Consider the following 24159-nt stretch of genomic DNA (forward strand, 5'->3'; position numbering starts at 1 on the left):
CTCGGTTGATAATCTGTTAAAATTTTACAACAGATTCCCATGTCGTAGCATGGGAGTGACACTAAAATGGCTGTTTTTATCAAAACTTGATATTCAGACTATATTCGCCCTTTTGTTTCCTGGAAATTTGTCGTATAATAAATCTCATGCGAATTTTACTTGCTGATGTCAACGTAAGAAATTCCCAGGCTTTGGCGGAGTTCTTGCAAAAAAATCATTTTGGAACTGACACAGTTTATACGGGAACAGAAATTATTGAATATGCCTCTTCTGAAATTTATGATGCGCTTGTTATTGAGGCTTCTCTTCCAAAAATGAGCGGACTTGAGGCTGTAAAAATTCTTCGCGAGAAAAAAAATTATGTTCCAGTTCTTCTTATGTCTGAAAATCCTTCCATCGATGAAATTGTAGAAGGTCTTGATTCTGGCGCGGATGATTATATAAGGCGTCCTTTTTCATTTGAAGAATTTCTTGCAAGAATAAAAGCTCTTACAAGACGAAAAGGTGAATTTAGGTCAAGTACAGTTTCAATAGGAAATTTTTTTCTGGATAAAAAATCATGCGAAATTCAGAATTCCAGCGGTGAATCTATGAAAATATCTTTAAAGGAACTTTTGATTCTTACGCTTTTGTTTGACTTTCCGCATCAGATTGTAAAAAAAGAACTTATTATAGAAAAGATTTGGGGCGGAAACAGCGCCGCGGAATATAACAATGTTGAAGTTTATATTTCTTTTATTAGAAAAAAAATGGAGCAGCTCAATGTCAACGCACGGATAAGAACTGCGCGCGGCATAGGCTACTCCTTGGAAGAAATCGCTTAGTTTTTAGAATTTTGTTTTGAATCCGATTGTTGCTGAATAGCTTTTTTCCGGATCGTCTTTAAGATCAAGCAAATTTACAGAAACCGATGCGTTCAATGTTCCGCCAAGAATTTCTATTCCTGCATAAGGCGAAATGCAAAGGCTTTTTTCTTTTTCGTCATCTCCGTCTGGATCAACCCGAGAAACTGCAAAAGTTGTGTGTGCTCCAACAGAAAGTCTTGTTGCTCCTGCGTAAACCTTGTCGGAATGAATATTTAAATTCATTCCAAGAACATTTTCTGTTCCCGGGTATCTTCTTATGATATTTCTAAGGAAAATCATGTCTTCTGCTGTTTCCGCTGGAAAAACAAATCCGGAAGTGTCAATTGAAATGTATTTGCCCTGCGCTCTTGGCTCAATAAAAGCCCACACATCTTTCATTTCTAGCTTGTCTGAATCAGAATCGCTGTCGCTTTTTCTCAATATATATTTATTTACGCCGCCCTGAATCAAAAGAGAAGTTGTGTTTCTGTTTCCTATAAGGAAATTTAATCCGCCGTGAAGCTGAAGCTCTTTTATGTACACGAGCGCGTCATTGTCTTCGCTGTTTACTTCTGAAGGAAGCGCAAGTCCCGCTGAAAAATCAATTGTTGAAATTCCGACAAGAGAAGCGAGCCGCAAGTCAAGGTTCAGAACGTCATCCTGATTTTCATCTTCTGCAGCCTTGTTCTTGTAAAGATTTATGGCCGCCGCAAAATTTCCTTCAGGATGAAACGTGTAGCCGAGCCCCTGCGCGTAAAGAGGGTAGTAGCTGGCTCCTGCAAGTCCACGGAAACTTTCTGTAAATGAAGAGCGGATTGGCTTTATTCCGAACTGTCTTTGAAGAAACAAATCCGAGCCGATCGGTTCAAAATTTCCGTAGTAAAGACTTATATAATGAGCTGCGTGCGCGGAATTGACTGTGTATGTTGCAGAAACTTCTTCAACTCTAAGATACGAGTTTGGAGTGCCGCCATTCAAAGACTCGTATTTGAATATGTCGTTTGCCTTGGCGTAGAATTCGCCTCTTAAGAAAAGTTTTCCGCCAAAATCAATCTGACCTGCAAAAAAAGTTTCTCCGGTAAAAGCCGGATCAAATTTTTCACAGTCGTATTCGTTTTGAATTCCGGCAAGAAATCCAGTGTATCCGTTAAAATACGGGCTTTCAAATGCAAATAAATTTAAAGCTGCTGAAATTGAAATGGCGGCTGCGCAAAGAAATCGTTTCAATTAATCCTCCGTGCGGAAAAATTCAGTGCAAAAAAATAAAGAAAAATCTTCCGTCCTTTGATTTTCGGAAGAATAAAAAAAAACTTAACATTTGGATTTTTTTAGATGTTCCAATAAAAAACATTAAACTTTACTTGATTTTTTATTATATTCGATTAAAATATATTCTATGAGTGATTATCTTGATGCCAATAATGAAGAGCTTCTGAAAGATTTTTTTTCGGAGGCTGAACAGCAGGTAGAGACTCTTGAAAGCAACATTCTTGTAATAGAGAATGATCCTTCAAACCATGATGCCATAGATGAAATTTTCCGGGCGGCGCATACATTGAAAGGCGGCTCGGCTACTGTGGAAATGAATGAGCTTGCAACATTCTGTCATGACGTAGAGGATTTGCTTGATGCGCTTAGAAGCGGTCTTGTTGCAGTTTCTGAACCTATTGTAGATGTTTTATTGTCTTCTATAGATACTATAAAAGCTATGCTTGATGCAAGAAGCAATGGTTCTGTTTATCAAGAAGATATAACTCCTATTGTCCAGAAAATCAATTCATTTATACCGGCAAAAGCTCCAAAAAAGAGCGCACACGTAAAACTTCCGGCTGGAATGCTTGGTGCTTCTCCTGCTGAAAAACCGGCTGCTAGTGAACCAAAGCCAGCGGTTCAGTCTTCCAATGGAATGCCACCTGTTCCTCCGTTGTCCGATGATGAATATACAGAACTTAAAAATGCAGTTCCAGAAGGCCAGAAACTTTGGTCTGTAAATGTTACTTTTGATGAATCCAACCCGATGAACAGTGTTGGCGGAATTCAAGTTTTTGCGGCTCTAAAAAACTGCGGAACTGTTTTAAAGACTGTCCCTGATTTTGAAGAGCTTTACGAGGATGAATTTCATCCGCAAGTTGTTTACTATGTTTCTTCTGCAAATGAAGGTTCTGCACTTGAAGATGCAGCTTTCTTGGATGATGTAACTCTTGCAGTTGATGCCCAGCCAGTTTCGGGTGCTTCTTCTGTTGTTGACGCTTCTATTGCAGAACAACCTCCTGCGCAGGAAAAAGTTCAAGTTGCTGCCCCTGCTGCTGAAGAACAACCTAAACCTGCGGAAACTCCTGTTGCTTTGGCAGAAGAGAATAAAACTGAAACTGCTCAAAATACTGCGCAGCCTGTAAAAAAGCCTGCTGCCGGTCATGCTGTAAACCAGTCTTCAATTCTAAGAGTTGACTCAAAGCGTGTTGACAATCTTATGAATCTTGTTTCTGAAACTGTTATTACAAAAGCCGCGTTTAACCAAAATGGGCTTCATATGGCGGATTTGCAGGTAAAGCTTCAGAATTTAAATCTTTCTTTCAAGGAAAAGCATCGCCGTCTTATGGAATGTATGCCGAAGTATATTGAAGAACTTCAAAATGGCGTGCAAATGAAAGAAATCATGCAGAAGATGACAGAAGAATTTGGTTCTATGTCTTCTTGGTTTGACTCTTTTGAAACTGAATTCAAGTCTTCTTCTACAAAATACCGTTCTACGACACAGAATCTTGGACGCATTACAGGCGAGCTTCAGGAAGGCGTTATGAAAATCCGAATGGTTCCTATTGGAACTATTTTCAATAGATTTCCGCGCGTTGTCCGTGATTTGAGCCGTGATTTGGGTAGAAAAGTCAACCTTGTTATCGAAGGCGAAGATACAGAACTTGATAAAACTGTTGTTGATGATTTGCTAGATCCAATCATGCACTGTGTAAGAAATTCTGTTGACCATGGAATTGAGCCGCCGGAACAAAGAAAAGCCTGCGGAAAAGACGAGACTGGAACTTTGACTTTGCGTGCTGCAAATGAAGGCAACATGATTGTCATTGATATAATTGATGACGGTACTGGAATTGAAGTTGATAAAGTTAGGGAAAAGGCAATTAAAAAAGGTCTTATAAGCCCTAATAAAATTCTTTCAAATCAAGATGCCTATAATCTTATCTTCCTTCCGGGATTTTCTACAAGCGAAAAAATCAGCAGTGTTTCTGGGCGCGGCGTAGGTCTTGATGTTGTAAAGACAATGGTTGAAAAACTAAAGGGAACAATCAATGTTACAAGTGAAAGAGGAAAAGGCTCTAAGTTTTCTATAAGGCTTCCGCTTACGCTTGCAATTATTCAGGGACTTTTGGTTCGTGTTGGAAAAGAAGTTTACTCTATTCCGGTTGCAAATGTTATTGAAAGCCAGCGTGTAAAACTTGATACAATAAACACGATTGACAACTACGAAGTTTTAAATGTCCGCAATGAAGTTATTTCGATTCTACGGCTTGGACGGCTCTTTAATATCCGCAAGACAGACAATGATGAATATTGTTTTATTGTAATTGTTGGTTCTCAGGAAAAGAAAATCGGTGTTATGGTTGACGCTCTTATTGGTGAAGAAGATGTTGTAATAAAACCTCTTCAGGATCAGTTTACTTCTTCTCCTGGAATTGCGGGCGCGACAGTTCTTGGAGACGGTTCAGTTTCTCTTATTATTGATGTGAACCAGCTTCTTGAACTTGGTGTAAAGCAGGAGCTTGATGCACAGCAAGTACGTGAAGCGGAAGCTATAAAATCAGCTGCGGCAAGAGGTTAGTGTATGGCGACAATTCAAGAAAGACTTAGTGTGCTTGCAAATACAATGGACAGGGCTGAAGGCTTGTCTTCGGAACAGCTTGCAGAAGAAAAAAACAAGATTACTGTTGTAGATTTTAAAATGGTTACTTTTTCTTTGTCTGGAAAAGATTATGCCATTGACATTATGAAGGTAAAGGAAATTGCAAAGGCCGGACGTTTTACTTATGTTCCGAATGCGCTTCCTTTTGTCCGCGGTGTCTACAATTTGCGCGGCGATATTATTCCTATTATTGATTTGCGCCTTTTCTTCAACAGCGAAGTTCAAGAACATGATGACGATTACCTTGAGAATTTGCTGATTGTTTCAGTTGGCGAGCAGACATTTGGAATTGTTGTTGACGAAATTGACAAGGTTGTTGGAATTCAGAAAAGTTCAATTCAGCCGCCGCATCCTTTGTTTGGCGACATAAACATAAAGTATATTTACGGTGTTGTTGAGTCCGAAAACAATCTTTATGTTCTTTTGGATATTGATAGAATTTTTGGCCACAGAACTCCTGAAGAAGAAAAAGAACTTGCAGAAACTGCCCAGAATCAGGCAATGTTGAGGCATGAAGCTGAACTTGCTGAATCTGTTTCATCTCCTGAAAAATCTGCCCCTAAGGCTGAAAAGCCTACTGAAAAAGAAACGAATTCTGTTCAGGATTTAAATTTCATAGCTGATTCACTTAAAAATTTCAAGAAATTCTATGTAAGTGAAATTACAAAAGAGTGGACTGAAAAAAGATATTCAGAATGGAGCAAGGAACGCGGCGAAGGGAAAACTCAGCTTCAAAATGAAACCGATGCCGATTTGTTCTTGAATCCTTTCTATTCAAAATGCAATGGAAACTGGTGGACAGAAGAATATGCAGATGCAGTTGAAAAGATGCTTCCTGACAACAGCGCAAAAAATATTGTTGTATGGAATCCGGGTTGCGGAAAAGGCTATGAATCTTATTCTTTGGCGTGCATATTAAGAAAAAAATATCCGTCTGCAAAAATTAGAATTTACGGCCATGATATTGATTTGCTTAGTGTTTCAAATGCTCCTCTTATGACACTTTCGGATGAGGCTAGCAACAGTTGGTATCAGCCTTATACTGTTCGTACTGTAAGCGGCGAGTATGCGTTTAACAAAGACATAAAAGATTCTATAATGTTTGAATACCATGACTGCGTGAATACAAATAATCTTCCTCCTATAGATATTGTGTTTGCGAGGGATTTGCTTGCGTTCTTGCCTGATGCTTCACGAGATACTCTTTTGTCTGAATTCAGTGAAAAAACTAAAGGCAATGGTGTTATTATAGTTGGAGATAATGAAAATATTCAGATTCCGGGTTGGAGCAAGGTAAATGCACTAGAAAATATTTCAGTATATAAAAAATAGATTAGAAAATATGTTTTTTTCAGGGGGTCATTAATGAGAGTAGAGTATATTAATCCATTTGTTGAAACTTCTTACCGTGTGTTAAAAGAAGTTTTGGGTGGGGCAGAAGTAAAAAGAGGCGACTTGTATTTAAAGTCAACTGCTATGCCTGTAATGGGTGTTGCGGCTCTTGTTGGTCTTGCAGGAGATGTTGAAGGCCGTGTTCTTTTTGATATGACTTTTGAAACTGCATTGAACATTGCTTCCAAGATGAATGAGGAAAAATTGCCGGCTTTTGATGATTTGGCAAAGGCTACTATCAGCGAACTTGCAAATTTGATTACAGCTCAGTCTGTTACAAAATTGCATGACCTTGGTTTTAAATTTGACCTTACACCTCCAGCCTTGTTTGCAGGTGAAAAAATGGAAATAGCGGCATTGGGCGGAACAACAGACAATGTAGAAGCTCTTATTGTTCCTCTTATTACTGACTATGGCAAAATTGAAGTTAATGTCGCAATTCGCGAGCGCACATAATATAAGGAGTTTAGAATGAAAACAAAACAGGATTTTCCATCTATTAATGAGCGTCCGCCTGAAGGTGAAAAACTTGACGGAACAAAGTACCGTGTGCTGGTTGTAGACGATTCTATGTTTGTTGCAAAACAGCTCACTCAGATTCTTTCTAGTGATGGCTATGAAATTGTTGCTACAGCTCAGGACGGAAAAGAAGGCGTTGACAAATATAAAGAGCTTTGTCCTAATGTTGACTTGGTGACAATGGACATAACAATGCCTCGCATGGACGGAATTACAGCCCTTGAGCAAATTATTGCTTTTGACAAAAATGCTAAGGTCGTAATGGTCAGTGCTCTTGGAAAAGAGGAGCTTGTAAAAAAATCTCTTCTTAGCGGCGCAAAAAATTATATTGTCAAACCTTTGGACCGTAAAAAGGTTTTGGAACGCATAAGCGCGGCTTTAAAATAGAATTATAAATTTTTTAGTAAAAAGGCTTCTTTAGTTTTAAAGAGGCCTTTTTTGTGTTGTATATTTTCATAAAAAAATGCTCTTGTTACGATTTAGCTTATTCTGCTTCTAGGTTCAGGCTCATTTTTTCCAAAAGATTTAAAAGCGTTTCTTTTTCTTCCATAGAGAAATTTTTATAGCAAATTGAAAGCAGTTTGTTTGAAATTTCGCTTGTAAAATTGTTGTATTTTTTTCCTTCGGCGGTTAGTGAAATTATTTTTTTCCGGCTGTCCTTGCTGCTCGGCATGGATTTTACAAGTTTTTCGTCTATTAATTTTCTGATTAAAAATGTTGTGGTGCTTTTGTCTCTGTTTATTTTTTTTGCAATTTCGCCCATGGACATTTCTGAATTTTCAGACAAAAGAAAAAGTATAAATCCGTGGGAAGATACAAAATTATGGCTTGCAAGCATTTTGTTTGTAAATTCTGCGGTCTGCGTGTGAATCCTTGAAATAAGTGAAATTACAGAATTGACATTATATTCCATATTTTTTTAATTTTATCATCAGCGTTGCAAATTGTCAGCAATTATATTACTATTTTTTTCATGTTTGGATTTTTCTTTAAAAAAAATTTATGCGATGTCTGGGACAATCTTTTTTATGTTGTTGTCTGCAACTTTTTTTCACTGGTTGCGCTCTTTGTTTCCTATCTGATTTTTATGTTTGCCTATAGCTCGCCTTTTTCTGGTGAAATTAGGGCGGCTTTGATTTTTGCTTCAGTTATGATTGGCTGCATTTTAATTTGTTCTGTTGGATTTGCCGCCGGAAAAAATGCTGCGAAAATTGCAAATTTTGATGCTCCACGATACAGTGAATTTTTCAAGGAGTTTTTGGCTTCATTTAAAAGCGGCGCATTGTTTGGACTGTTTTCCGGCGCATTAATTTGCATTGCGGCTGTGAGCTTGCCGTTTTATTTTAAAATGTGGAAATCAAGTGGAAGCTATGTTTGGTTTGTTTTTATGGTTTTGATATTTTGGTTTTTAGTTACAACTTTTTTTGCGCTCCAGTGGTTTTTGCCCGTAAGAAGCCTTATGAACAATGGTTTTAAAAAATGCCTCAAAAAATCGTACATAATTTTCTTTGACAATATTGGATTTACGTTTGTACTTTCTTTTGTTAACTTTCTGAATCTTTTGCTTACGGTTTTTACTTTTGGACTTTATCCGGGGATGACTGGAATTGTAATTACCAATACAAATGCGCTCAGGCTTCTTCTTTATAAATATGACTGGATTGAAGTGAATCCGGGACTTTCTGCAAAGGAACGCAAGAATGTGCCTTGGAACGATTTGCTTGCTAAAGATAAGAAACTTTTGGGACCAAGAACATTAAAAGGTTTCTTTTTTCCATGGAAAGAAAATAAAGCCTAAATTTTTACATTGTTGTTTTGTTTCTTGCGAATATTGACAAAAAAGCGTAAAGATTGCAAAATGACGCAATGTATACAATTGTTGAAATTTAATAAAAATAAGAGGCCATAATCTATGGAAGATGATATTCTTACAATTGAAGAAGTTGCAAAATATCTTCGTGTAAGCGAGCGTACTGTATATGACTGGGCTCAGAAAGGCGAAATTCCAAGCGGAAAAATTGGAACTGTATGGAGATTTAAAAAATCCGAAATTGAAAAATGGGTAAACGAACGGCTTTCTTCTAGTGGAAAATCAAATGACTCTGAAATTATTGTTCAGGTGAAAAATATACTTTCTCCAGAGCGGATTGTTTTTATGAATCATCAGACAAAGCATGATTCACTTGTCCGCCTTGCGCAGAATCTTGGTACAGCTCCTCAGGTAAAGGATGCAAAGGAACTTGAGGCTGAAATTTTAAAGCGCGAAGAACTTATGTCAACTTCTATTGGCAGAGGACTTGCAATTCCTCATGTGCGGCTTTCAAGTGTTACTGACCTTGTTATGTCTGTAGGAATTTCAAAATGCGACATAATTGGTTTTCAGCCTGTTGACGAGATTCCTGTAAGAATTCTTTTTATGATTGCAGCGGCGTATAATCAGCACAGCTATTATTTAAAGACACTTTCATTTTTTAGCGCGAAACTAAAAGATGCATCTTTAAGAGAAGCTCTTCTTAATTCAGAATCTCCTATGGATGCTTATAATCTTCTTATAAAATAAAACCGCATTGCTTCCTTGCGCTTAAATGTTCATGGAAGCAGTACGGGAATCCATTTCGAAAAATCGCTTTGGTTCTTGTCAATAATTCCCCAAGTTAACCCAGGAACTGTTGTTTCTCCTGTAAGATAAGTTTTACCTTCAACTGTAAAGCCAAATCCTGGGTGGGGCGAAACAAGTCCTGCAACCGCATGATGAAATTCGCTGCTTACAAAAATTATTGAATCTATGTTCATGCTTTGAAGAATTACGGCAATTAACATAGATCTTGAGTCGCAGTCGCTTCCGCCGCCGGAAATTATAGATGGAAGGGATGCAAAGTCGCTTGCAGTTTTTTCCCTTTCGTATTTGAATCCTTGAGTCCATGATAAAAGTTTCTGTGCAAAATCAGTTTCGTCCTTGCATTCTGGCGCAAGAGTTCCGTAAATGTCAAAGGAAACTTTTTGAAGCCGCTTGCATGAATCTTTGAAAATCATTCTGTAGTAGCGTTGCCATGCTTCTTTCCAAAGCGGACTGTTTATGTACATTTGAAGCACTTTGTATTCGCGCTCAATAAGGTATTCTGAATTTTTGCAGTCAAGCGAATCAATTTGACTGGAAACTTCTTTTTTGTCTATAAGAAGTTTTATTATTTGCTCTTTGCCGGAAGCAGGATGATATAGAGATGTGAAAAGTCCCGGTGAAAAACAGCTTTCTGAATCAACACAAAGAGAATCAATAAAACTTTCAATAAGAAAACTTGCATTGTTAAAATATTCTGCGCCACACCAGGAAATTATGACTGCAATGCTTTTGTTTTCTGGAATTGAAGAGGCGGCCGCGTACCCTTGTGATTCTGCTCCAGAAATTTTTCCTTTGAATGCTGCAATGCAGGCTTCATTATTTCTCCATTGCGCAGTTTTTGTTTCAAAAGTTTTAAGATTGAGTTTTTGGGTTGTGTTTTCCAATGCTTCTTTAGCGGAAGTGAATTTTTCTTTCTTGTAAATTTTAACTATTGAATTTACAGGAGCAATTTTACTTTGCAGAAGAAATGAATCTTCTCCTTGAGATTGGACGAGCACAAATTCTTCCGGCAAATCGATAAAAACTGAATTGGAAAATCCTTCAAATGAAACTCTGTGCGCAAAAATTTCTATTGAAATAAAAAAGAAAAATGCAAGAGTGGAAGTTTTTTTTGCAATGCTTGTCATTTTTATAAACCTCAATTAATATTGAACTCTAAATGTTGGGTTTGTTTCAAATGTTCTTGATATTTGAAACTCTTTGTATTTTTATTTTCGGCAAATGAAAACTTTTTCTATAATTTTTGAAAATGAAGAAATTCTTCTTGTGAATAAGGAAGCTGGCGTTTCGGTTCAGGGAGGAGCTGGCATTGCTCATCCGCTTGATGCTGAGCTTTCTCTTCAGCTTGGATATAAAATTTTTCTTGTTCACCGTTTGGACAAAGAAACTTCCGGCATTCTTGTTGTTGCAAAAAATGCGCTGGCTGCTGCAAAGTGGACGAACTTGATTTCTGGCGGAAAAGTAAAAAAAGAATACACTGCGGTTTGCTTTGGAATTCCTTTTGTTAATGGAAAAAAATGTTACTCTGGTGTTTTAGAAGGAACTGTTGAAGCGCATGGAAGAACTCAGGCTGCAAAAACTTTTTTTAAAGTTGAATCAGTTTGGGATGTAAAAATTCCAGAGACGGATGAAAAAATGGAGCTTAGTTTTTTAAAGCTTACTTTGGGAACTGGTCGTATGCATCAGATAAGAATTCAACTTGCGAAGGCTTTTTGTCCAATTGCAGGCGATGATAAGCATGGAGATTTTAAAAAGAATAAGCTTGCAAGAAAAATCGGAATTAAAAAGCTTCATCTTGCGGCTGTAAGACTTTCTTTGCCTATTGATGGTAAAGTGCAGACTTTTGAAATTCCGCTTCCAGAACATATCAAAAATACGTTATGCAGTCAGTAAAAAGTTTCGTTATTGACGTATTTATTTGTTTTATGGTAGTATATTATACTTATTCGTTATTATTTATAGGAGTTCCGTATGTCAGGACACAGTAAATGGTCAACCATTAAACACGCAAAGGGTATTGCTGATGCAAAACGTGGAGCGCTTTTCACAAAATTCATAAAGGAAATTTCTATCGCAGCAAAAATGGGTGGAGGAGATCCTGATTCTAACCCTCGCCTTAGAACTGCCATGCTCAAGGCAAAAGCTGCTTCTATGCCAAAAGACAATATTGAGCGCGCTATAAAGAAAGGAACTGGTGAACTTGGCGCAGTTTCTTATGAAGAACTTGTTTATGAAGGATATGCTCCAGGCGGAGTTGCAGTTCTTGTAGATGTTCTTACAGACAATAAGAACCGTGCTGCTGCTGATGTTCGCAATATTTTCAACAAAAACGGTGGAAACCTTGGAACAACAGGTTCTACAAGCCGTATGTTTGAACGCAAAGGCGTTATCGAATATGATGCTGAAAAAGTAAGTGAAGACGATGTTATGAGCGTTGCTGTTGAAGCTGGCGCAGAAGATGTTGTAAACGAAGATGGAGTTATCACAGTAACAACAGATCCTGCTTCATTTGACGCAGTTCTTGAAGCTCTTCAGACTAAAGAATGGGAAACACTTTCTGCTGCTGTTTCTATGGTTCCGTTTAACTATACAGCGGTTGATGCGGAAACTGCAAAGAAAGTTCAGAAGCTCTTGGACAAACTTGAAGAAAATGATGATGTTCAGAATGTTTATTCAACTGTTGAATATCCAGAAGACTTCGATCCAGAAGCTTAAGTTTTGACTTTTTAGTTTTTGTGCAGGCATTTGGCGCGGAATTTTTGTTTCGTCCAAGTGCCTTGTTTTTTTTCAGAATAGATGAAAAAACGCCGGATTATAGGCATAGATCCCGGGCTTGCTCACACTGGGTTCGGAATAATTGACTGTGAAAATTCTAAAATTTCTCTTGTGAGTTATGGAGTTATAGAAACTTCAAGTACTGATTCGCATGAAGTACGCTTGCTTTACATTTACAATAAACTTCTGGCGATTTTAAATGAATTTCGACCTACAGAAGCTGAAATGGAAACTTTGTTTTTTGCACGCAATACAACTAGCGCGCTTGCAGTGGCAGAGGCGAAAGGCGTTGTTAGTTTGTGTCTTGTTCAGCAGGCAATTCCAATTTTTATGTACGCGCCGAATCAGATAAAATGCGCGGTAACAGGAACAAAAAGTGCGGATAAAGATACGGTTGCTCGGTATGTTCAACTTCTATTGAATTTAAAAAATCCGCCTTCGCCTGACCACGCAGCAGACGCTCTTGCTGGAGCTATAACGCATTTTCACAGCACTTTGTCTGCATAGAATAAATTTTTGCGTTTCCCTTTTTTTCAACTATGTTTATAATTTCTATCTTTGAAAGAACCCAAAGCATAAGGTTTGCATCGCTTCTTTTTATAAGAGGAGTGTTTTTCTTTAAATGTTCAAAAAAATCTTTTGAAGTAAATGTGCCTGGAAGATTTTTTGGAATCAGTTTTTTGTAAGAAGATTTTCCGTGAAGTGTAAAAATTTTTCCTGTTTGCTCAAGGCGCTTTCCTATTTTTTGCCAGTTTTTTTTGAATCTTCGCCTTTTGTTTTTTGACTGGACCGGCTCTTCTGTTTTTACGCGCTCTTCTGTTATTTCAGCTTCGATTATTTCCAGCGTGAAATTTTTCTTTAGCAAAACGGGAACAAGAGATGTTATTTCCTTAAAAACTGAATATATGTTTTTTTTTAAAGGGCTTTTTCTTCTTGTAATTTTTCCTGTTGAGGCGTCTTTGGTTTCTATATATTTTACAGTTGCAAGCGGATATACAATTTTTATTTTTCGTTTTTCGGATAAAAAGAATTCTGTTTTTTTGAGCAGTTTTCCAAGAGTTCCGGTCTGAATTTCTATGATTCCGCCGTCAGGACAAAGAATATCCGCAATATATGCGCCGATTTTTACTTCTGATTTTCCGTTGCACTGAATTCTGTAAAGTGCTTTTAGTGACTTGTGAAGGCTTGTTTCGTTCAGTGTGTTTATCATTTTATTTCAGTCTGCGGATTTTTATCAGATATGAAAAAGATTCTCAACTATACAGTTTTAAAGTTTAGTTGAATTTTCAACTGTAAAAATCAGACTATCGGAGAGTTTTTGCATTGACATTACGTTTTTTTCTGATAAAATGTTTAATAAGTGGGAAATAGTGGGGTAAAGTGGTGGATAGTGGCATGGAAATGCTTTTTGGCGAGTACAACAACACGCTGGATGACAAAGGAAGAATTCAGTTTCCGGCGAAGTTGCGTTCTGTTTTGCAGCAGGAAAGTCTTGTTGTAACTCAGGGGCTCGACCGCTGTCTTATGATTTTCTCCATTGATGAATGGACTTCTCTTAATAAAAAAATCGTGGACTCGGCGTCTTTGTTTAATGATCAGAAACGCCTTGTTATGCGACGTTTTATTGCGCCTGCACAAAAATTGGATTTTGATAAATCCGGCCGTCTTTCTATTCCCCAGACGCTTAGAGATTACGCGGAACTAAAAGGTGAATGTACAATTCTTGGAATCAACAAGTATATGGAGCTTTGGGATTCTGAAAAGTACAAGGCTTATCTTGAAAAAACTGAAGATTCCTTCCTTGAAGCTGCGGAAACTATGGGTGATATTTTGATGTGAGTTTTGCCGCTCAAAAAATTAGGCTGGAAAAAAAGTGGAAATTGTTCATACTCCTGTATTGCTAAATGAATGTCTCAAATTCCTTTCTCCGGTAGGCGAACCGTTTGAAAAGGACGCCTTTATGATTGATTCTACTTTGGGGGAAGGCGGACATTCGTTTAATTTTCTAAAAAATTTTCCATCTTTAAAAATTCTTGGACTTGATGCCGACAGCGTTATTCAGGCAAGGGCGAAAGAACGTCTTTCAGAATTCGGGGAGCGGATGAGGTTTTATAACGGCTGGTTCAACGATTTTTACTGCAATTACCCTGAAGAAAGAAAGCCAGACTTGATTTTGTTCGATTTGGGAATCAGTGTTTTTCATTATGAAAAAAGCGGCAGAGGATTCTCATTTCGCCATGATGAAAAGCTTGACATGAGGTTGAATCCGAATACAAAAGAAAGCGCCGCCGACATTGTTAACGAAATGCCGGAAGATGAGCTTGCGAATATGATTTATCTTTATTCAGATGAAAAATATTCAAGGCGAATTGCAAATGCGATTGTTTCTGCAAGAAAATCTCAGAAGATTGTTTCAACAAAAGCTCTTGCGGACATAATTTTCAATGCCGTTCCTTCAAAATATAAATACGGAAATATTCATCCTGCGACAAGAACTTTTCAGGCTTTGAGAATTCTTGTTAACAGCGAGCTTAAAAGGCTGCCGCAAGCAATCCATGCTGCGTTTAATGTTCTTGTTCCGGGCGGAAAAATGGGTGTTATAACATTTCATTCGCTTGAAGACAGAATTGTAAAAAATTATTTTCGCAATCTTGGAAAGCAATGTGTTTGTCCTCCTGAATTTCCTGAATGCGTTTGCGGCGGAACTCCATGCGCGGAAATTTTGACAAGAAAACCAGTCGAGCCTTCCGAAGAAGAAATCAAAACAAATTCTCCTTCCAGAAGCGCAAAACTTCGTGTTGTTAGAAAACTCCGGGATGCGGACAAGTTTCGGCTTTATGGAGTGGAGGCTTTGTAATGAAGATAAAAAGTTTGCTGAAAAATTTTTGCCTTGTTATATTCGCTTTGGGAATTCCTGGACTTTTAATTTTAAATGGAATTCAGTCAAGCAAATACCGCGAGCTTAAAAAAGAAGTTTCTGAGCTTGAAAAAAAACAAGAAAAACTCATAGAGGAAAATAAAAAACTTATAACGGATATAAGCGTTCTTTCAAGTTCAGATAGAATTGAAACTATCGCCGAAAATGATTTGGGCATGAGAAAGGCTGAAACCGAAGAAATTGTGCGTGTGGAGATGAGAAAAAATGAACGAAAATGATTCGCTTTTGTCGCTGGAAGAAATACTTGAAGCCGTTAATGGCGTGCATGTTCTTGGAAACGCTCCGCTTTGCATAAAATCCGTTCAGACAGACAGCCGTTTGGTTGAAGAAAATACTCTTTTTGTTCCGCTTATTGGCGAAAAGCAGGACGGACATTCTTATATTCCTCAGGCAATTGAAAAAGGTGCAAGCGCAGTTTTTATCCGCATGAAAAATTTTGAAGACAACGGAAATTATTTTGTTGAGCTTCATGAAAAAAATCCTTCTGTAATTTTTATCGCTGTAGAAAATACTCTTGAAGCTTTGCAGAAAGCTGCTGCTCGTTACGTGGAAAAATTTCCGCATCTTATAAAAATTGGTGTTACAGGTTCAAGCGGAAAAACGACAACAAAAGAAATTCTAGTTTCAATACTTTCGCAAAAATACAATGTTGTTTCCAATAAAGGAAATTTAAACAGCGAGACAGGACTTCCGCTTTCTGTGTTCAATATAAGAGCTGAGCATGAGTGTGGTGTTTTTGAAATGGGAATGAACCGCGAAAATGAAATCGGAGAAATTGCTTCCGTGCTGAAGCCGCGTTTTGCTATTGTAACAAATATTGGTACGGCGCATATTGGAATTCTTGGAAGCCGTGAAAATATTGCAAAGGAGAAGTCAAAAATTTTTAGTTATTTTGGCGGATTTGGAACTGGCGTAATTCCATCTGACGATGATTTTTCAGATTTCCTAAAAAACGAAATTGATGGAAAAGTTGTATTCTACGGAAATGACACAGATTCAGATTCTGTAAAATATATTTGCGACTTGGGATTGAAAGGAACAAAATTCAGCATAGACGGAATTGAAACTGTTTTGCCGCTTCCTGGAAAATACAACTATAAAAATGCGCTAGGCGCGATTGCTCTTGCGCAAGTGCTTGGACTTTCTTCCCGGCAAATTTCAGATGGAATTTCTAGTTTAAAGCCGTTGTCTGGACGCTCTGAAATTCTTGATGGAAAAAATTTTTTTATTATGCAGGACTGCTACAATGCGAATCCTGATTCAATGGAAAAAGCAATTGAATTTGTCGGCTCTGTAAAAAAAGATGCGGATGCAAAAAAAATTTTTGTTCTTGGCGATATGCTTGAGCTTGGCTCTGATTCAAAATCTGCGCATGAAAAAACTGGGCTTCTTGCTGCAAACTCTGACGCCGACCTTGTGATTTTTATTGGAACAGAAATGAAATCCGCTTTTGAAAAGGCAAAAAATTCTTCTGAAAAAAATATTATTTTCATTGCAGGAAATTCTCAAGGTTCAATGGAAAAGGCTGCTTTGGAAATAAAAAAAGTTTTGCACGGAATTTTAAATTCAATTGTGTTCATAAAAGGTTCAAGAGGAATGGGGCTTGAGCGGATTTCAAAAATTTTGCTTGGCGGAGATGAGTGATTATGGGAGAATACAGATTTTTTCCTGACCGTCCTGTTTCAAACTATAGAAAAAGCGATTCAGTTTTTATTGTCTGCACTTTGCTTTTGTGGGGACTTGGAATTTTTACGCTTTATGTTTGTTCTCCTGGAGTTGGAGAGCGGTTCTTCGGAAATAAAAATTATTTTTTAAACAGGCAAATTGTTTCTTCTGTAGTCGGATTTGCCGGACTGATTTTTTTTGCAGTTGTTCCAGTAAAGAAAATTCGGAAATTTGTTTTTATGTTTGCCGTGATTGCTTTTGTTCTTTGCATTCTTGCGTTTCTTCCTGGAATTGGAAGCGAAAGAAAAGGAGCTTCAAGATGGATTGTGATTCCGCATTTATTTTCTTTTCAGCCGTCGGAGCTTGTGAAGTTTGCAATTGTAATGTATTTGGCACACATGTTTGACGCGCATTCTTCTGAATATGAAGAAAGCTCCAAGGAATTTATTTATCCAGTTGCGGCGCTTTTGCTTTTCGTTATTGTGATTTTTTGCCAGAGAAATTTGTCCACAGGAATTTTTGTTTTTGCCCTTGGTGTGGCAATGTTTATTTTGTCCGGCGCATCTTTGAAATGGCTTGTTCCGTTTTCTATTCTTGCGATTCCTGCCGCTGTTATTTTGATTTCCATGGAAGAATATCGCTTGATGAGAATTCTTGCGTATCTTTTTCCTGAAAAATTCAGGTTAACAGCTGGTTACCAAACTTCAGCATCTGAAAGAGCAATTGGCGCAGGTGGAATTTGGGGAACTGGAATTGGAGACGGGCTTGAAAAAATTTCTGCAATTCCTGAAATTCAGACTGACTATATTTTTTCAGGCTGGGCTACAATGATGGGACTTTTTGGCGTAACGTCTTATTTTATTTTGCTTATAGTTTTTGCTTGCCGCGGATTTAAAATCGCTCTTAGCTGTCCGGATCGGTTTGCGGCTTACGGCTCATTCGGATGCACGCTTTGCATTTTTTGCCAGTCGGTTTTTAACTGCGCTGTTGTCTGCGGAGCTTCACCTACAACAGGAATTCCTTTGCCGTTTTTTTCTTCGGGAGGTTCGTCTCTTATAATAACACTTTGCATGTGTGGATTTGTTATAAACGCTTCCCACTGCGATGCCGATAAAGAATCAGGGCAAACTTTGAAAAATAAATTTGATAATATTGAAACAATTGGGGGAGTTGTAGTTGAATATGAGTGACGCGGCGATTTCTGATTTTGATGAATTTTTTGGTTCCTTTGAATCTGTAAAAACTTCTGAAAAGGCGGACCAGAAGACAAGTGAAAAAAAATATATTGTTCTCAAAATTGTTGTTTTTGTGCTTGGATTTTTTCTTTTTGTTGAAGGAATTATCTACGCTCTTGTGCTTCCGTGTTTTGGACGTCCAGCTATAATTTATTCAGGCTTGGATTCTTTTGCGCGGAAAGACATTGCGGAACGCCTTGCGCCTATTTCAAATTCATCTTGGACAGGATTTGATACAGACCGCGCGGCTTCGATTTTGAGCAATGTTTCTTATATTGAAAGAGTTTCTGTTGACAAACGTTTTCCAGATAAAATTTTTATTTCTGTGAAGGAAAGAGTTCCTGTTGCAAAAACTATTCTTTCTGTAAATGGCGTGTCAAAGTCTGTTCAAATCGACGAAAATTGTGTACTATTCAGCATACAGTCAGATTCCATTTTGCAGGACAGTTCTGTTCCTCTTATTTCAGGACTTCCTATTGAAAATCTTCAGGAAGGGATGAGGCTTCCGGCAAAGTACCGTGTGCTTATGGAGCAAATTTCAGCGATTAGAAATTTGCCTCAGAAATATTTTGCCGCGATTTCAGAAATTCAGGTTGTGCCTAAAGAGTATGGAAACTACGAACTTGTTTTGTATCCTACGCAGGCAAAAGTCAGAGTTCTTACCGACCGCTCTTTGACTGAAGATGCGCTGAAGTACATGATGGTTGTTCTTGACGTTGTAAATTCTATAGAACCGGATGTTGTGGAAGTTGATTTGCGATACGATTCGCTTTCATACAGATGCCGTTGAGTGAGGAATATTTTGGCTCGGACGATTGTTGGTCTTGATATTGGCACTTGCTGGATCAGGACAGTTATTGCAGAAATAAATGCAAATGACGAAATTGAAATAATAGGAATTTCAAAAAAGCCGTCTCAGGGAGTTAGAAACGGAATAATCGTCAATATTGATGCAACAAAAAATGTAATAAAAGAAACAATTGAAGCTGCCGAAATCAGTGCGGGAACAACAGTTGTTGAAGTATATACTTCAATTGGCGGTTCACAGGTTACAAGTCTTCCTTCTACTGGCGTTGTTGGTGCAGATCCTAAAGGCGGAAACCGTGAAGTTGAAATCAAGATGGAAGCAAAAAAACGTGCGTTGGATTGCGCCCAGGCTGTTTCAATTCCGCTGAATGAAATTCTTCTTCACATTCTTCCGCAGGAATATCTTGTTGACGGAAGAGAATATGCGAATCCAATCGGAATAAAAGGCGTGCGGCTTGAAGTAAAAACTTTGCTTTTAAAAGTTTCAACTTCGGCCTATGCAAATATAAACGAATGCATAATGCGCGCTGAATATCAGCTTAGAAGAATTACACTTAAAACTTTGGCGGCTGCCTATGCAACTTTAAGGGAAGACGAGCGCGATCTTGGCTCTATTTTAATTGATTTGGGTGGCGGCTCTACCGATGTAATTGTTCTTAACAAAGACGCTCCGGTTTTTACAACTTCAATTCCTGCAGGCGGAAACCGTGTTACAAACGATATTTCAGAAGTAATGGGCGTTCCTTTTTCTGTAGCTGAAGAATTGAAAATAAAGTACGGCACTTGCTGGCTTAATGAAGGCGAAGAAAATGAGGAAGTTATAATTCCCGGGGTTGGAGGACTTCCTCCTGAACTTACGAATAAAGCTGCCTTAAGTGAAATTATAACGGCTCGGGTTGAAGAAATACTTGTTTCTGCAAAAAAAGAAGTTGTCAGACATTCTGGACTTACGGAGCTTAGGGGAACGATTGTTCTTACTGGCGGCGGCGCTCTTATGCCTGGCATCGAGACTCTTGCACAGGAAGTTTGGAAGACAACTGCTGTTAGAATCGGTTGCTGCGCGGATTTTGGCGGTGCTGATGATTCTTATAGAAACGCAGATTTTGCGACTGCTGTGGGACTTGTTCTTGCGAATAAAAACGATGATTCTTCTGCGGCAGTTTCCCATAAAGTTTCAAAAAAACAAAAGCAGGATTCCAAGCCTAGCTGGTTTAAAAACTTGCTAAAAAAGATAAACTGATAAACTAAATATTTTTGGATGCGCTCTGCTTTTAATGGGGATTAAGAAACAGAATGCGCGGGTCGGGAGGAAAATATGGAATTTACAAATGTTGAAGATACGTCTTCTCAAAAAATGAATGTGCCGCTGAATGGTTCAGTTTTGCAGCCGCCTTCAAATGTTGCAAATGACGAGCCGTTAAATTTTGATGATGAGCTTGGTGACATAAATCCCACTGTTATAAAAATTATTGGCTGTGGCGGTGGTGGCTCCAGTGCGGTTCAGCGCATGATTGAAGACGGAGTTTCTGGTGTTCAGTTTATTGTTTTAAATACAGACAAACAGGCTTTGCATAAATCAACTGCGCAGCTAAGAGTTCCAATCGGACAGAAAATTACAGGCGGACTTGGCGCGGGCGGAAATCCTGCTGTTGGCGAAAATGCCGCAAAAGAAGATGCCGAACGTATTTCAAGAATTATTTCAGGCGCAAACATGGTTATTATAACTGCAGGAATGGGCGGAGGAACTGGAACTGGTTCTGCGCCTGTTGTTGCAGAACTTTCACATAACGCTGGAATTCTTACGATTGCCGTTGTTACAACTCCTTTTGAATTTGAAGGAAAAGTCCGCATGGATAACGCTATGGAAGGACTTGAAAAACTCAGGCAGAATGTAGACAGTTTGATTGTTCTTCCTAATGATTTGATTTTTAAGGCTGTTGAAAATGTAGACCACCGCATGACTTTTAGAGAGCAGTTTAAATTTGCAGACGGACTTTTGTGCGCTGGAGTAAAGGGAATTACAGAACTTATCACTCAGCCTGGCGATATAAACCTTGATTTTGCTGATGTAAGAAAAATAATGTACGGTTCAGGCGACTCGATTCTTGGCGTTGGAAAAGGCAAAGGCGAAAATAGAGTCAACGAAGCTGTTGAAGGTGCAATTGCAAATCCGCTTCTTGAAAACCGCCAGATTGACGGCGCAAGAAAAATTCTCATTAATATAACAAGCAATGGAAATTTGGATTTGGAAGAAACCCAGGATATTGTTAATTTAATCAAGCATTCAGCAAGCAAAGAGGCGGAAATAATCTTTGGGCTTTCAGAGAATTCTGCAATGGAAGACGACGAAGTTTCCGTTACTGTAATTGCAACCGATTTTAGCGGCAATGATGACTTTGCAACTTCAGTTCCTTTGGAAGAAGATGAAAAAGATGATTCTGTTGCTGACTATGGCGAATTTATCCGTGCTTTGGGCGGAAAAACTGAATCAGAATCAAAGCCTGCAAAAACTTCAGAACATTTTAGTTCCATAGATTTTAAGAATTCTTCAGTTGAAAATTCTGTTTCAAAAGAAAATGATGAAACTTCATTTGCTCCAGCGGAATCTCTTGGTGAGCGGGAAACTGTTTCGCTTGTAGAAAATCAGCCTGAAGAAAAAAATTCTACAGAAGAAAAAAGGCCGTTTTCAGGGCACAAGCTTCCTGCGGGAATAAAAATTGATCCGAACGACATAAATCAGCCGGCAATTTATAGAAAACGCCTGAACGGACTTTCGCGCTCCATAGATTTGACGCAGCTTTAATTTATGGAAAAAAAATCTCTGCTTCAGGAATTTTACAGTGAGCTTCTTTTTGTGGAAAATCACGGAAAACTGACGGCGGAAACTTATTTAATTTGCGTTCAGGAATTTCTTGACTATCTGGAAAAAAACGAAACGCCGCTAGAAAATGTTACAGTTCAAACTTTGCTTTATTATGCGGCTTTTAGAAAAACTTCCGGAAGAAAAGAAATTACGCTTGCAAAAGATTTGTCTGCGCTTAGAATTTTTGGTTCGTTTTTAGTCCGAAAAAAAATATGGATTGAAAATTTTGCGCATGAAATTGGAAAACCGAAAGTTTCGAGAGCCTTGCCAAAAGTTTTGGAAGTTAAACAGGTTGACAGTCTTTTATCTTCAATTGATGTGAAAAAGCCGCTTGGAATAAGAGACCGCGCGTTGTATGAAGTGATTTACAGCTGCGGACTTCGGATTAGCGAGGCTTGTTCACTTTTAATTTCGAATGTTCATTTTGATGAAAAACTGATTCTTGTCTGCGGAAAAGGCAGCAAAGAGCGTCTTGTTCCGTTTGGTGAGGATGCGGCGTTTTGGCTTAAAAAATGGATTTTTGAAATTCGTCCCGGATTCGTGGGAAGTAGAATTATTCCCGAAGTTTTTGTAAATTCTAAAGGGAATCCTATTTCAAGAAAAGGAATTTGGAAGAATTTCAAGAAAATGGGGAAAAAAACTGGAATTGAAGCGAAAGTCCACACTTTGCGCCATTCCTTTGCAACTCATTTGCTTTCAGGCGGAGCGGACTTAAGATCAGTGCAGGAACTTTTGGGACACTCTGATTTGTCTACGACGCAAATTTATACGCACATAGACGATTCAAGACTTGAAGAAAGCCACAGGGATTTTTTTCCAGGCCATAAAACTGAATAAAACAACGGAGGATTTTTATGAAAAAAATTATTAAAATTTCGTTTGCGCTTTTTATTGCTTTTGCGGCGATTTCTTGTTCTCCTTCTTATAATTCTGTAAAGCGAATGCAGCGAATTGAGGAAGGTGTTTCAAATCCTACGACAAAAGAAGAACTTGAGGAAGCTATAAAAAAATACGATGCCCGCGCAATGGATTTAGCTTTAACAGAAGGTCAGATTGGAATTTGGTATAAAATTCTTGGAACTCGTTATATTGACCAACAAATGTACGGAAAAGCTTTGGAATGTTTTCAAAAGGCTTTGTCTTATTATCCGGACAACGCAAATCTTTATTATTACGTAGGAAGCTGCGCAGGACACATGGCTAATGCGAGCCTTGATTTTGATGCGAAAGGAACTTCCTCAGATGAAGCGATAAAAAAAATGAATTATCTTCGGCTTGCGGAAAATTCGTATCTTCAGGCATTAAAAATTGATCCTAATTATTACCGTGTTTTGTACGGACTTGGAATTCTTTATGTTTTTGAATTCGGTCAGGGCGACAAGGCGGTTCCTTATCTTGAAAAATTCCTTTCTGTTCAAACTAGAGACACAAATGCAATGTTTGCTCTTGCAGGCGCGTATTATTTAACATATCAGTTTGACAAGGCAATTGAACTTTACGACAAGATTATTGAGCTAAAGCCCAATGCTGAAAAAGTTCAGGCTGCCCAGGAAAACAAAAAGAAATGCCTTGAACTTCAGTATAAATAAAATTTGCATTTTATAACAGTTTTTTATATCTTTTTCTTGTGGATATTTTAGACATTGCAATTTCATCAATAACATTCCTTTCTGCCAAAGAAAAAATTCTTTTAAAGAAAAATATTGACAGCATGGATAATCTTGCGTTACTGTCTATAGAAGAGCTTTCTACTATTATAGGCAGAAGTTTGGGAAGGGCGGTTTGGAATGGAAATGTTTGCAGGGCTTTCGCTGAAAAAAGTTTTAGGCTTGCAGAATCAAAAGGGATAAATTCCGTTTTTTATTATGAAGCGGAATTTCCTGCTATGCTTAGGACTATTCCAGATCCTCCTTATGCATTTTTTTACCGTGGAACTTTAGAAGCCTTGAAAAAGCCTTGTGTTTCTGTTGTGGGAACAAGACGTGTTTGTGAAAAGACTGCGCGTGCGGCTTTTGGCTTTGCAAAGGAGGCTGCTTTTTCCGCTCTGACTGTCATTTCAGGACTCGCGAATGGAATTGACAGTTTTGCTCATAAAGGTGCTCTTGCCTCTGGAATTTTACAGTCAACTGCGGCGATTCTTCCGTGCGGAATAGATACAGTTGTTCCGTATGGAAACAGAAGTCTTGCCCAGCAGATTGTAAAAGACGGTGGATTTATTGCAAGTGAATATGTTCCCGGCATTCCTGCTGAGCCTTGGAGATTTGTTCAGCGGAACAGGCTTGTGGCGGCATTGTCTTCATGCACTGTCGTTGTTCATGCTCCTGCTGGAAGCGGTGCTCTTATTACTGCTGATTTCGCCCTTGATTACAACCGTGATGTTGTTTTTCATTCGGCTGGATTTTGCAGTGAAGCTGAAAAAAATGGGCGTGGCGGAAAGAAAAATGTCCGTGCTTCTGAAAAGTTTATTGAGGAAGGAGCTCCGGTTATAGAAAACTATGCGGATTTTGTCGCGGTAAGAAAAAATGCTCCGGGATTTAAAGTCTGTAAAAATAAAGGACAGCTTGAATTTTTTGATTCGTGCTGA

At 38.3% G+C, this 24159-nt stretch carries 25 protein-coding genes; 21 read left to right on the forward strand and 4 right to left on the reverse strand.

The annotated features are described in order from the left end of the window. Nucleotides 1-146: 146 nt before the first annotated feature. A complete protein-coding gene (locus B3209_RS03995; protein ID WP_296662132.1) occupies nt 147-824 on the forward strand; it encodes a response regulator transcription factor in 678 nt (225 codons plus the stop codon). A gap of 3 nt (nt 825-827) precedes the next feature. Here B3209_RS03995 and B3209_RS04000 read toward each other — a convergent pair whose 3' ends face one another. Then, complete coding sequence (locus B3209_RS04000; protein WP_296662133.1) at nt 828-2072, reverse strand: hypothetical protein; 1245 nt, start codon at nt 2070-2072, stop codon at nt 828-830. A 169-nt stretch (nt 2073-2241) separates the two neighbouring features. Between B3209_RS04000 and B3209_RS04005 the strand changes: the two genes are divergently transcribed. Genes B3209_RS04005 through B3209_RS04020 form a run of 4 tightly spaced genes read left to right on the forward strand, consistent with a single transcriptional unit; the run spans nt 2242 to nt 7059 of the window. Further along, complete coding sequence (locus B3209_RS04005; RefSeq protein ID WP_296662134.1) at nt 2242-4680, forward strand: chemotaxis protein CheA; 2439 nt, start codon at nt 2242-2244, stop codon at nt 4678-4680. A 3-nt stretch (nt 4681-4683) separates the two neighbouring features. Beyond that, the gene (locus B3209_RS04010; protein ID WP_296662135.1) at nt 4684-6093 is read left to right on the forward strand and encodes a CheR family methyltransferase; all 1410 of its coding nucleotides are present in this window, start codon (nt 4684-4686) and stop codon (nt 6091-6093) included. Nucleotides 6094-6126: 33 nt separating this feature from the next. Beyond that, nucleotides 6127-6609, forward strand: a complete 483-nt coding sequence (locus B3209_RS04015) for a chemotaxis protein CheX (RefSeq protein WP_013701792.1) — start codon at nt 6127-6129, stop codon at nt 6607-6609. Nucleotides 6610-6624: 15 nt separating this feature from the next. Further along, entirely contained in the window at nt 6625-7059 is a 435-nt protein-coding gene (locus B3209_RS04020; RefSeq protein ID WP_013701791.1) for a response regulator, read from the forward strand. A 97-nt stretch (nt 7060-7156) separates the two neighbouring features. Here the strand turns inward: B3209_RS04020 and B3209_RS04025 are convergent, their stop codons facing one another. Continuing rightward, the gene (locus B3209_RS04025) at nt 7157-7585 is read right to left on the reverse strand and encodes a MarR family winged helix-turn-helix transcriptional regulator (RefSeq protein ID WP_296662136.1); all 429 of its coding nucleotides are present in this window, start codon (nt 7583-7585) and stop codon (nt 7157-7159) included. A gap of 60 nt (nt 7586-7645) precedes the next feature. Between B3209_RS04025 and B3209_RS04030 the strand changes: the two genes are divergently transcribed. Then, the gene (locus tag B3209_RS04030) at nt 7646-8470 is read left to right on the forward strand and encodes a hypothetical protein (RefSeq protein WP_296662137.1); all 825 of its coding nucleotides are present in this window, start codon (nt 7646-7648) and stop codon (nt 8468-8470) included. A 114-nt stretch (nt 8471-8584) separates the two neighbouring features. Further along, nucleotides 8585-9232 (forward strand): PTS sugar transporter subunit IIA, encoded by a 648-nt coding sequence (locus tag B3209_RS04035; RefSeq protein WP_296662138.1) that lies wholly within the window; start codon nt 8585-8587, stop codon nt 9230-9232. A gap of 29 nt (nt 9233-9261) precedes the next feature. Here the strand turns inward: B3209_RS04035 and B3209_RS04040 are convergent, their stop codons facing one another. After that, nucleotides 9262-10419: a hypothetical protein gene (locus B3209_RS04040; protein ID WP_296662139.1), complete on the reverse strand. Its 1158-nt coding sequence runs from the start codon at nt 10417-10419 to the stop codon at nt 9262-9264. Between the two features lie 94 nt (nt 10420-10513). Between B3209_RS04040 and B3209_RS04045 the strand changes: the two genes are divergently transcribed. From B3209_RS04045 to ruvC, 3 genes are all read left to right on the forward strand, one after another. After that, nucleotides 10514-11185 (forward strand): RluA family pseudouridine synthase, encoded by a 672-nt coding sequence (locus B3209_RS04045; RefSeq protein ID WP_296662140.1) that lies wholly within the window; start codon nt 10514-10516, stop codon nt 11183-11185. A 78-nt stretch (nt 11186-11263) separates the two neighbouring features. Then, nucleotides 11264-12007, forward strand: coding sequence for a YebC/PmpR family DNA-binding transcriptional regulator (locus B3209_RS04050; RefSeq protein ID WP_296662141.1), 744 nt, complete (start codon nt 11264-11266; stop codon nt 12005-12007). 81 nt (nt 12008-12088) lie between these two features. Continuing rightward, nucleotides 12089-12574, forward strand: coding sequence for a crossover junction endodeoxyribonuclease RuvC (gene ruvC, locus B3209_RS04055; RefSeq protein WP_295798868.1), 486 nt, complete (start codon nt 12089-12091; stop codon nt 12572-12574). Here the strand turns inward: ruvC and B3209_RS04060 are convergent. Next, nucleotides 12540-13277 (reverse strand): hypothetical protein, encoded by a 738-nt coding sequence (locus B3209_RS04060; RefSeq protein ID WP_296662142.1) that lies wholly within the window; start codon nt 13275-13277, stop codon nt 12540-12542. The genes ruvC and B3209_RS04060 overlap by 35 nt on opposite strands. Before the next feature lie 185 nt (nt 13278-13462). Here B3209_RS04060 and mraZ point away from each other — a divergent pair, with 185 nt between their 5' ends. The 11 genes from mraZ (at nt 13463) to B3209_RS04115 (ending at nt 24159) form a co-directional block, all read left to right on the forward strand. Next, nucleotides 13463-13906, forward strand: coding sequence for a division/cell wall cluster transcriptional repressor MraZ (gene mraZ / locus B3209_RS04065; protein ID WP_296662143.1), 444 nt, complete (start codon nt 13463-13465; stop codon nt 13904-13906). Nucleotides 13907-13940: 34 nt separating this feature from the next. Further along, a complete protein-coding gene (gene rsmH / locus B3209_RS04070; RefSeq protein ID WP_296662144.1) occupies nt 13941-14924 on the forward strand; it encodes a 16S rRNA (cytosine(1402)-N(4))-methyltransferase RsmH in 984 nt (327 codons plus the stop codon). After that, entirely contained in the window at nt 14924-15223 is a 300-nt protein-coding gene (gene ftsL, locus B3209_RS04075; protein ID WP_295797196.1) for a cell division protein FtsL, read from the forward strand. Before rsmH ends, ftsL begins: the two co-directional genes overlap by 1 nt. Further along, nucleotides 15210-16649, forward strand: a complete 1440-nt coding sequence (locus B3209_RS04080; protein ID WP_296662145.1) for a UDP-N-acetylmuramoyl-tripeptide--D-alanyl-D-alanine ligase — start codon at nt 15210-15212, stop codon at nt 16647-16649. Before ftsL ends, B3209_RS04080 begins: the two co-directional genes overlap by 14 nt. 2 nt (nt 16650-16651) lie before the next feature. Next, the gene (locus tag B3209_RS04085; RefSeq protein ID WP_296091645.1) at nt 16652-17860 is read left to right on the forward strand and encodes an FtsW/RodA/SpoVE family cell cycle protein; all 1209 of its coding nucleotides are present in this window, start codon (nt 16652-16654) and stop codon (nt 17858-17860) included. After that, nucleotides 17853-18695, forward strand: coding sequence for a cell division protein FtsQ/DivIB (locus B3209_RS04090; RefSeq protein WP_296662146.1), 843 nt, complete (start codon nt 17853-17855; stop codon nt 18693-18695). Before B3209_RS04085 ends, B3209_RS04090 begins: the two co-directional genes overlap by 8 nt. Before the next feature lie 12 nt (nt 18696-18707). Further along, nucleotides 18708-19952, forward strand: a complete 1245-nt coding sequence (gene ftsA, locus B3209_RS04095; protein ID WP_296662147.1) for a cell division protein FtsA — start codon at nt 18708-18710, stop codon at nt 19950-19952. Nucleotides 19953-20027: 75 nt separating this feature from the next. Next, complete coding sequence (gene ftsZ / locus B3209_RS04100; protein ID WP_296091649.1) at nt 20028-21515, forward strand: cell division protein FtsZ; 1488 nt, start codon at nt 20028-20030, stop codon at nt 21513-21515. 3 nt (nt 21516-21518) lie between these two features. Continuing rightward, nucleotides 21519-22412, forward strand: a complete 894-nt coding sequence (locus tag B3209_RS04105) for a tyrosine recombinase (protein WP_296662148.1) — start codon at nt 21519-21521, stop codon at nt 22410-22412. A gap of 17 nt (nt 22413-22429) precedes the next feature. Further along, entirely contained in the window at nt 22430-23164 is a 735-nt protein-coding gene (locus tag B3209_RS04110) for a tetratricopeptide repeat protein (protein WP_296662149.1), read from the forward strand. Between the two features lie 38 nt (nt 23165-23202). Then, on the forward strand, nt 23203-24159 hold the full coding sequence (locus B3209_RS04115; protein WP_296689910.1) for a DNA-processing protein DprA: 957 nt from the start codon (nt 23203-23205) through the stop codon (nt 24157-24159).

Source organism: Treponema sp. UBA6852, assembly GCA_002449305.1.
In the GTDB taxonomy this organism is placed as follows: domain Bacteria; phylum Spirochaetota; class Spirochaetia; order Treponematales; family Treponemataceae; genus Treponema_D.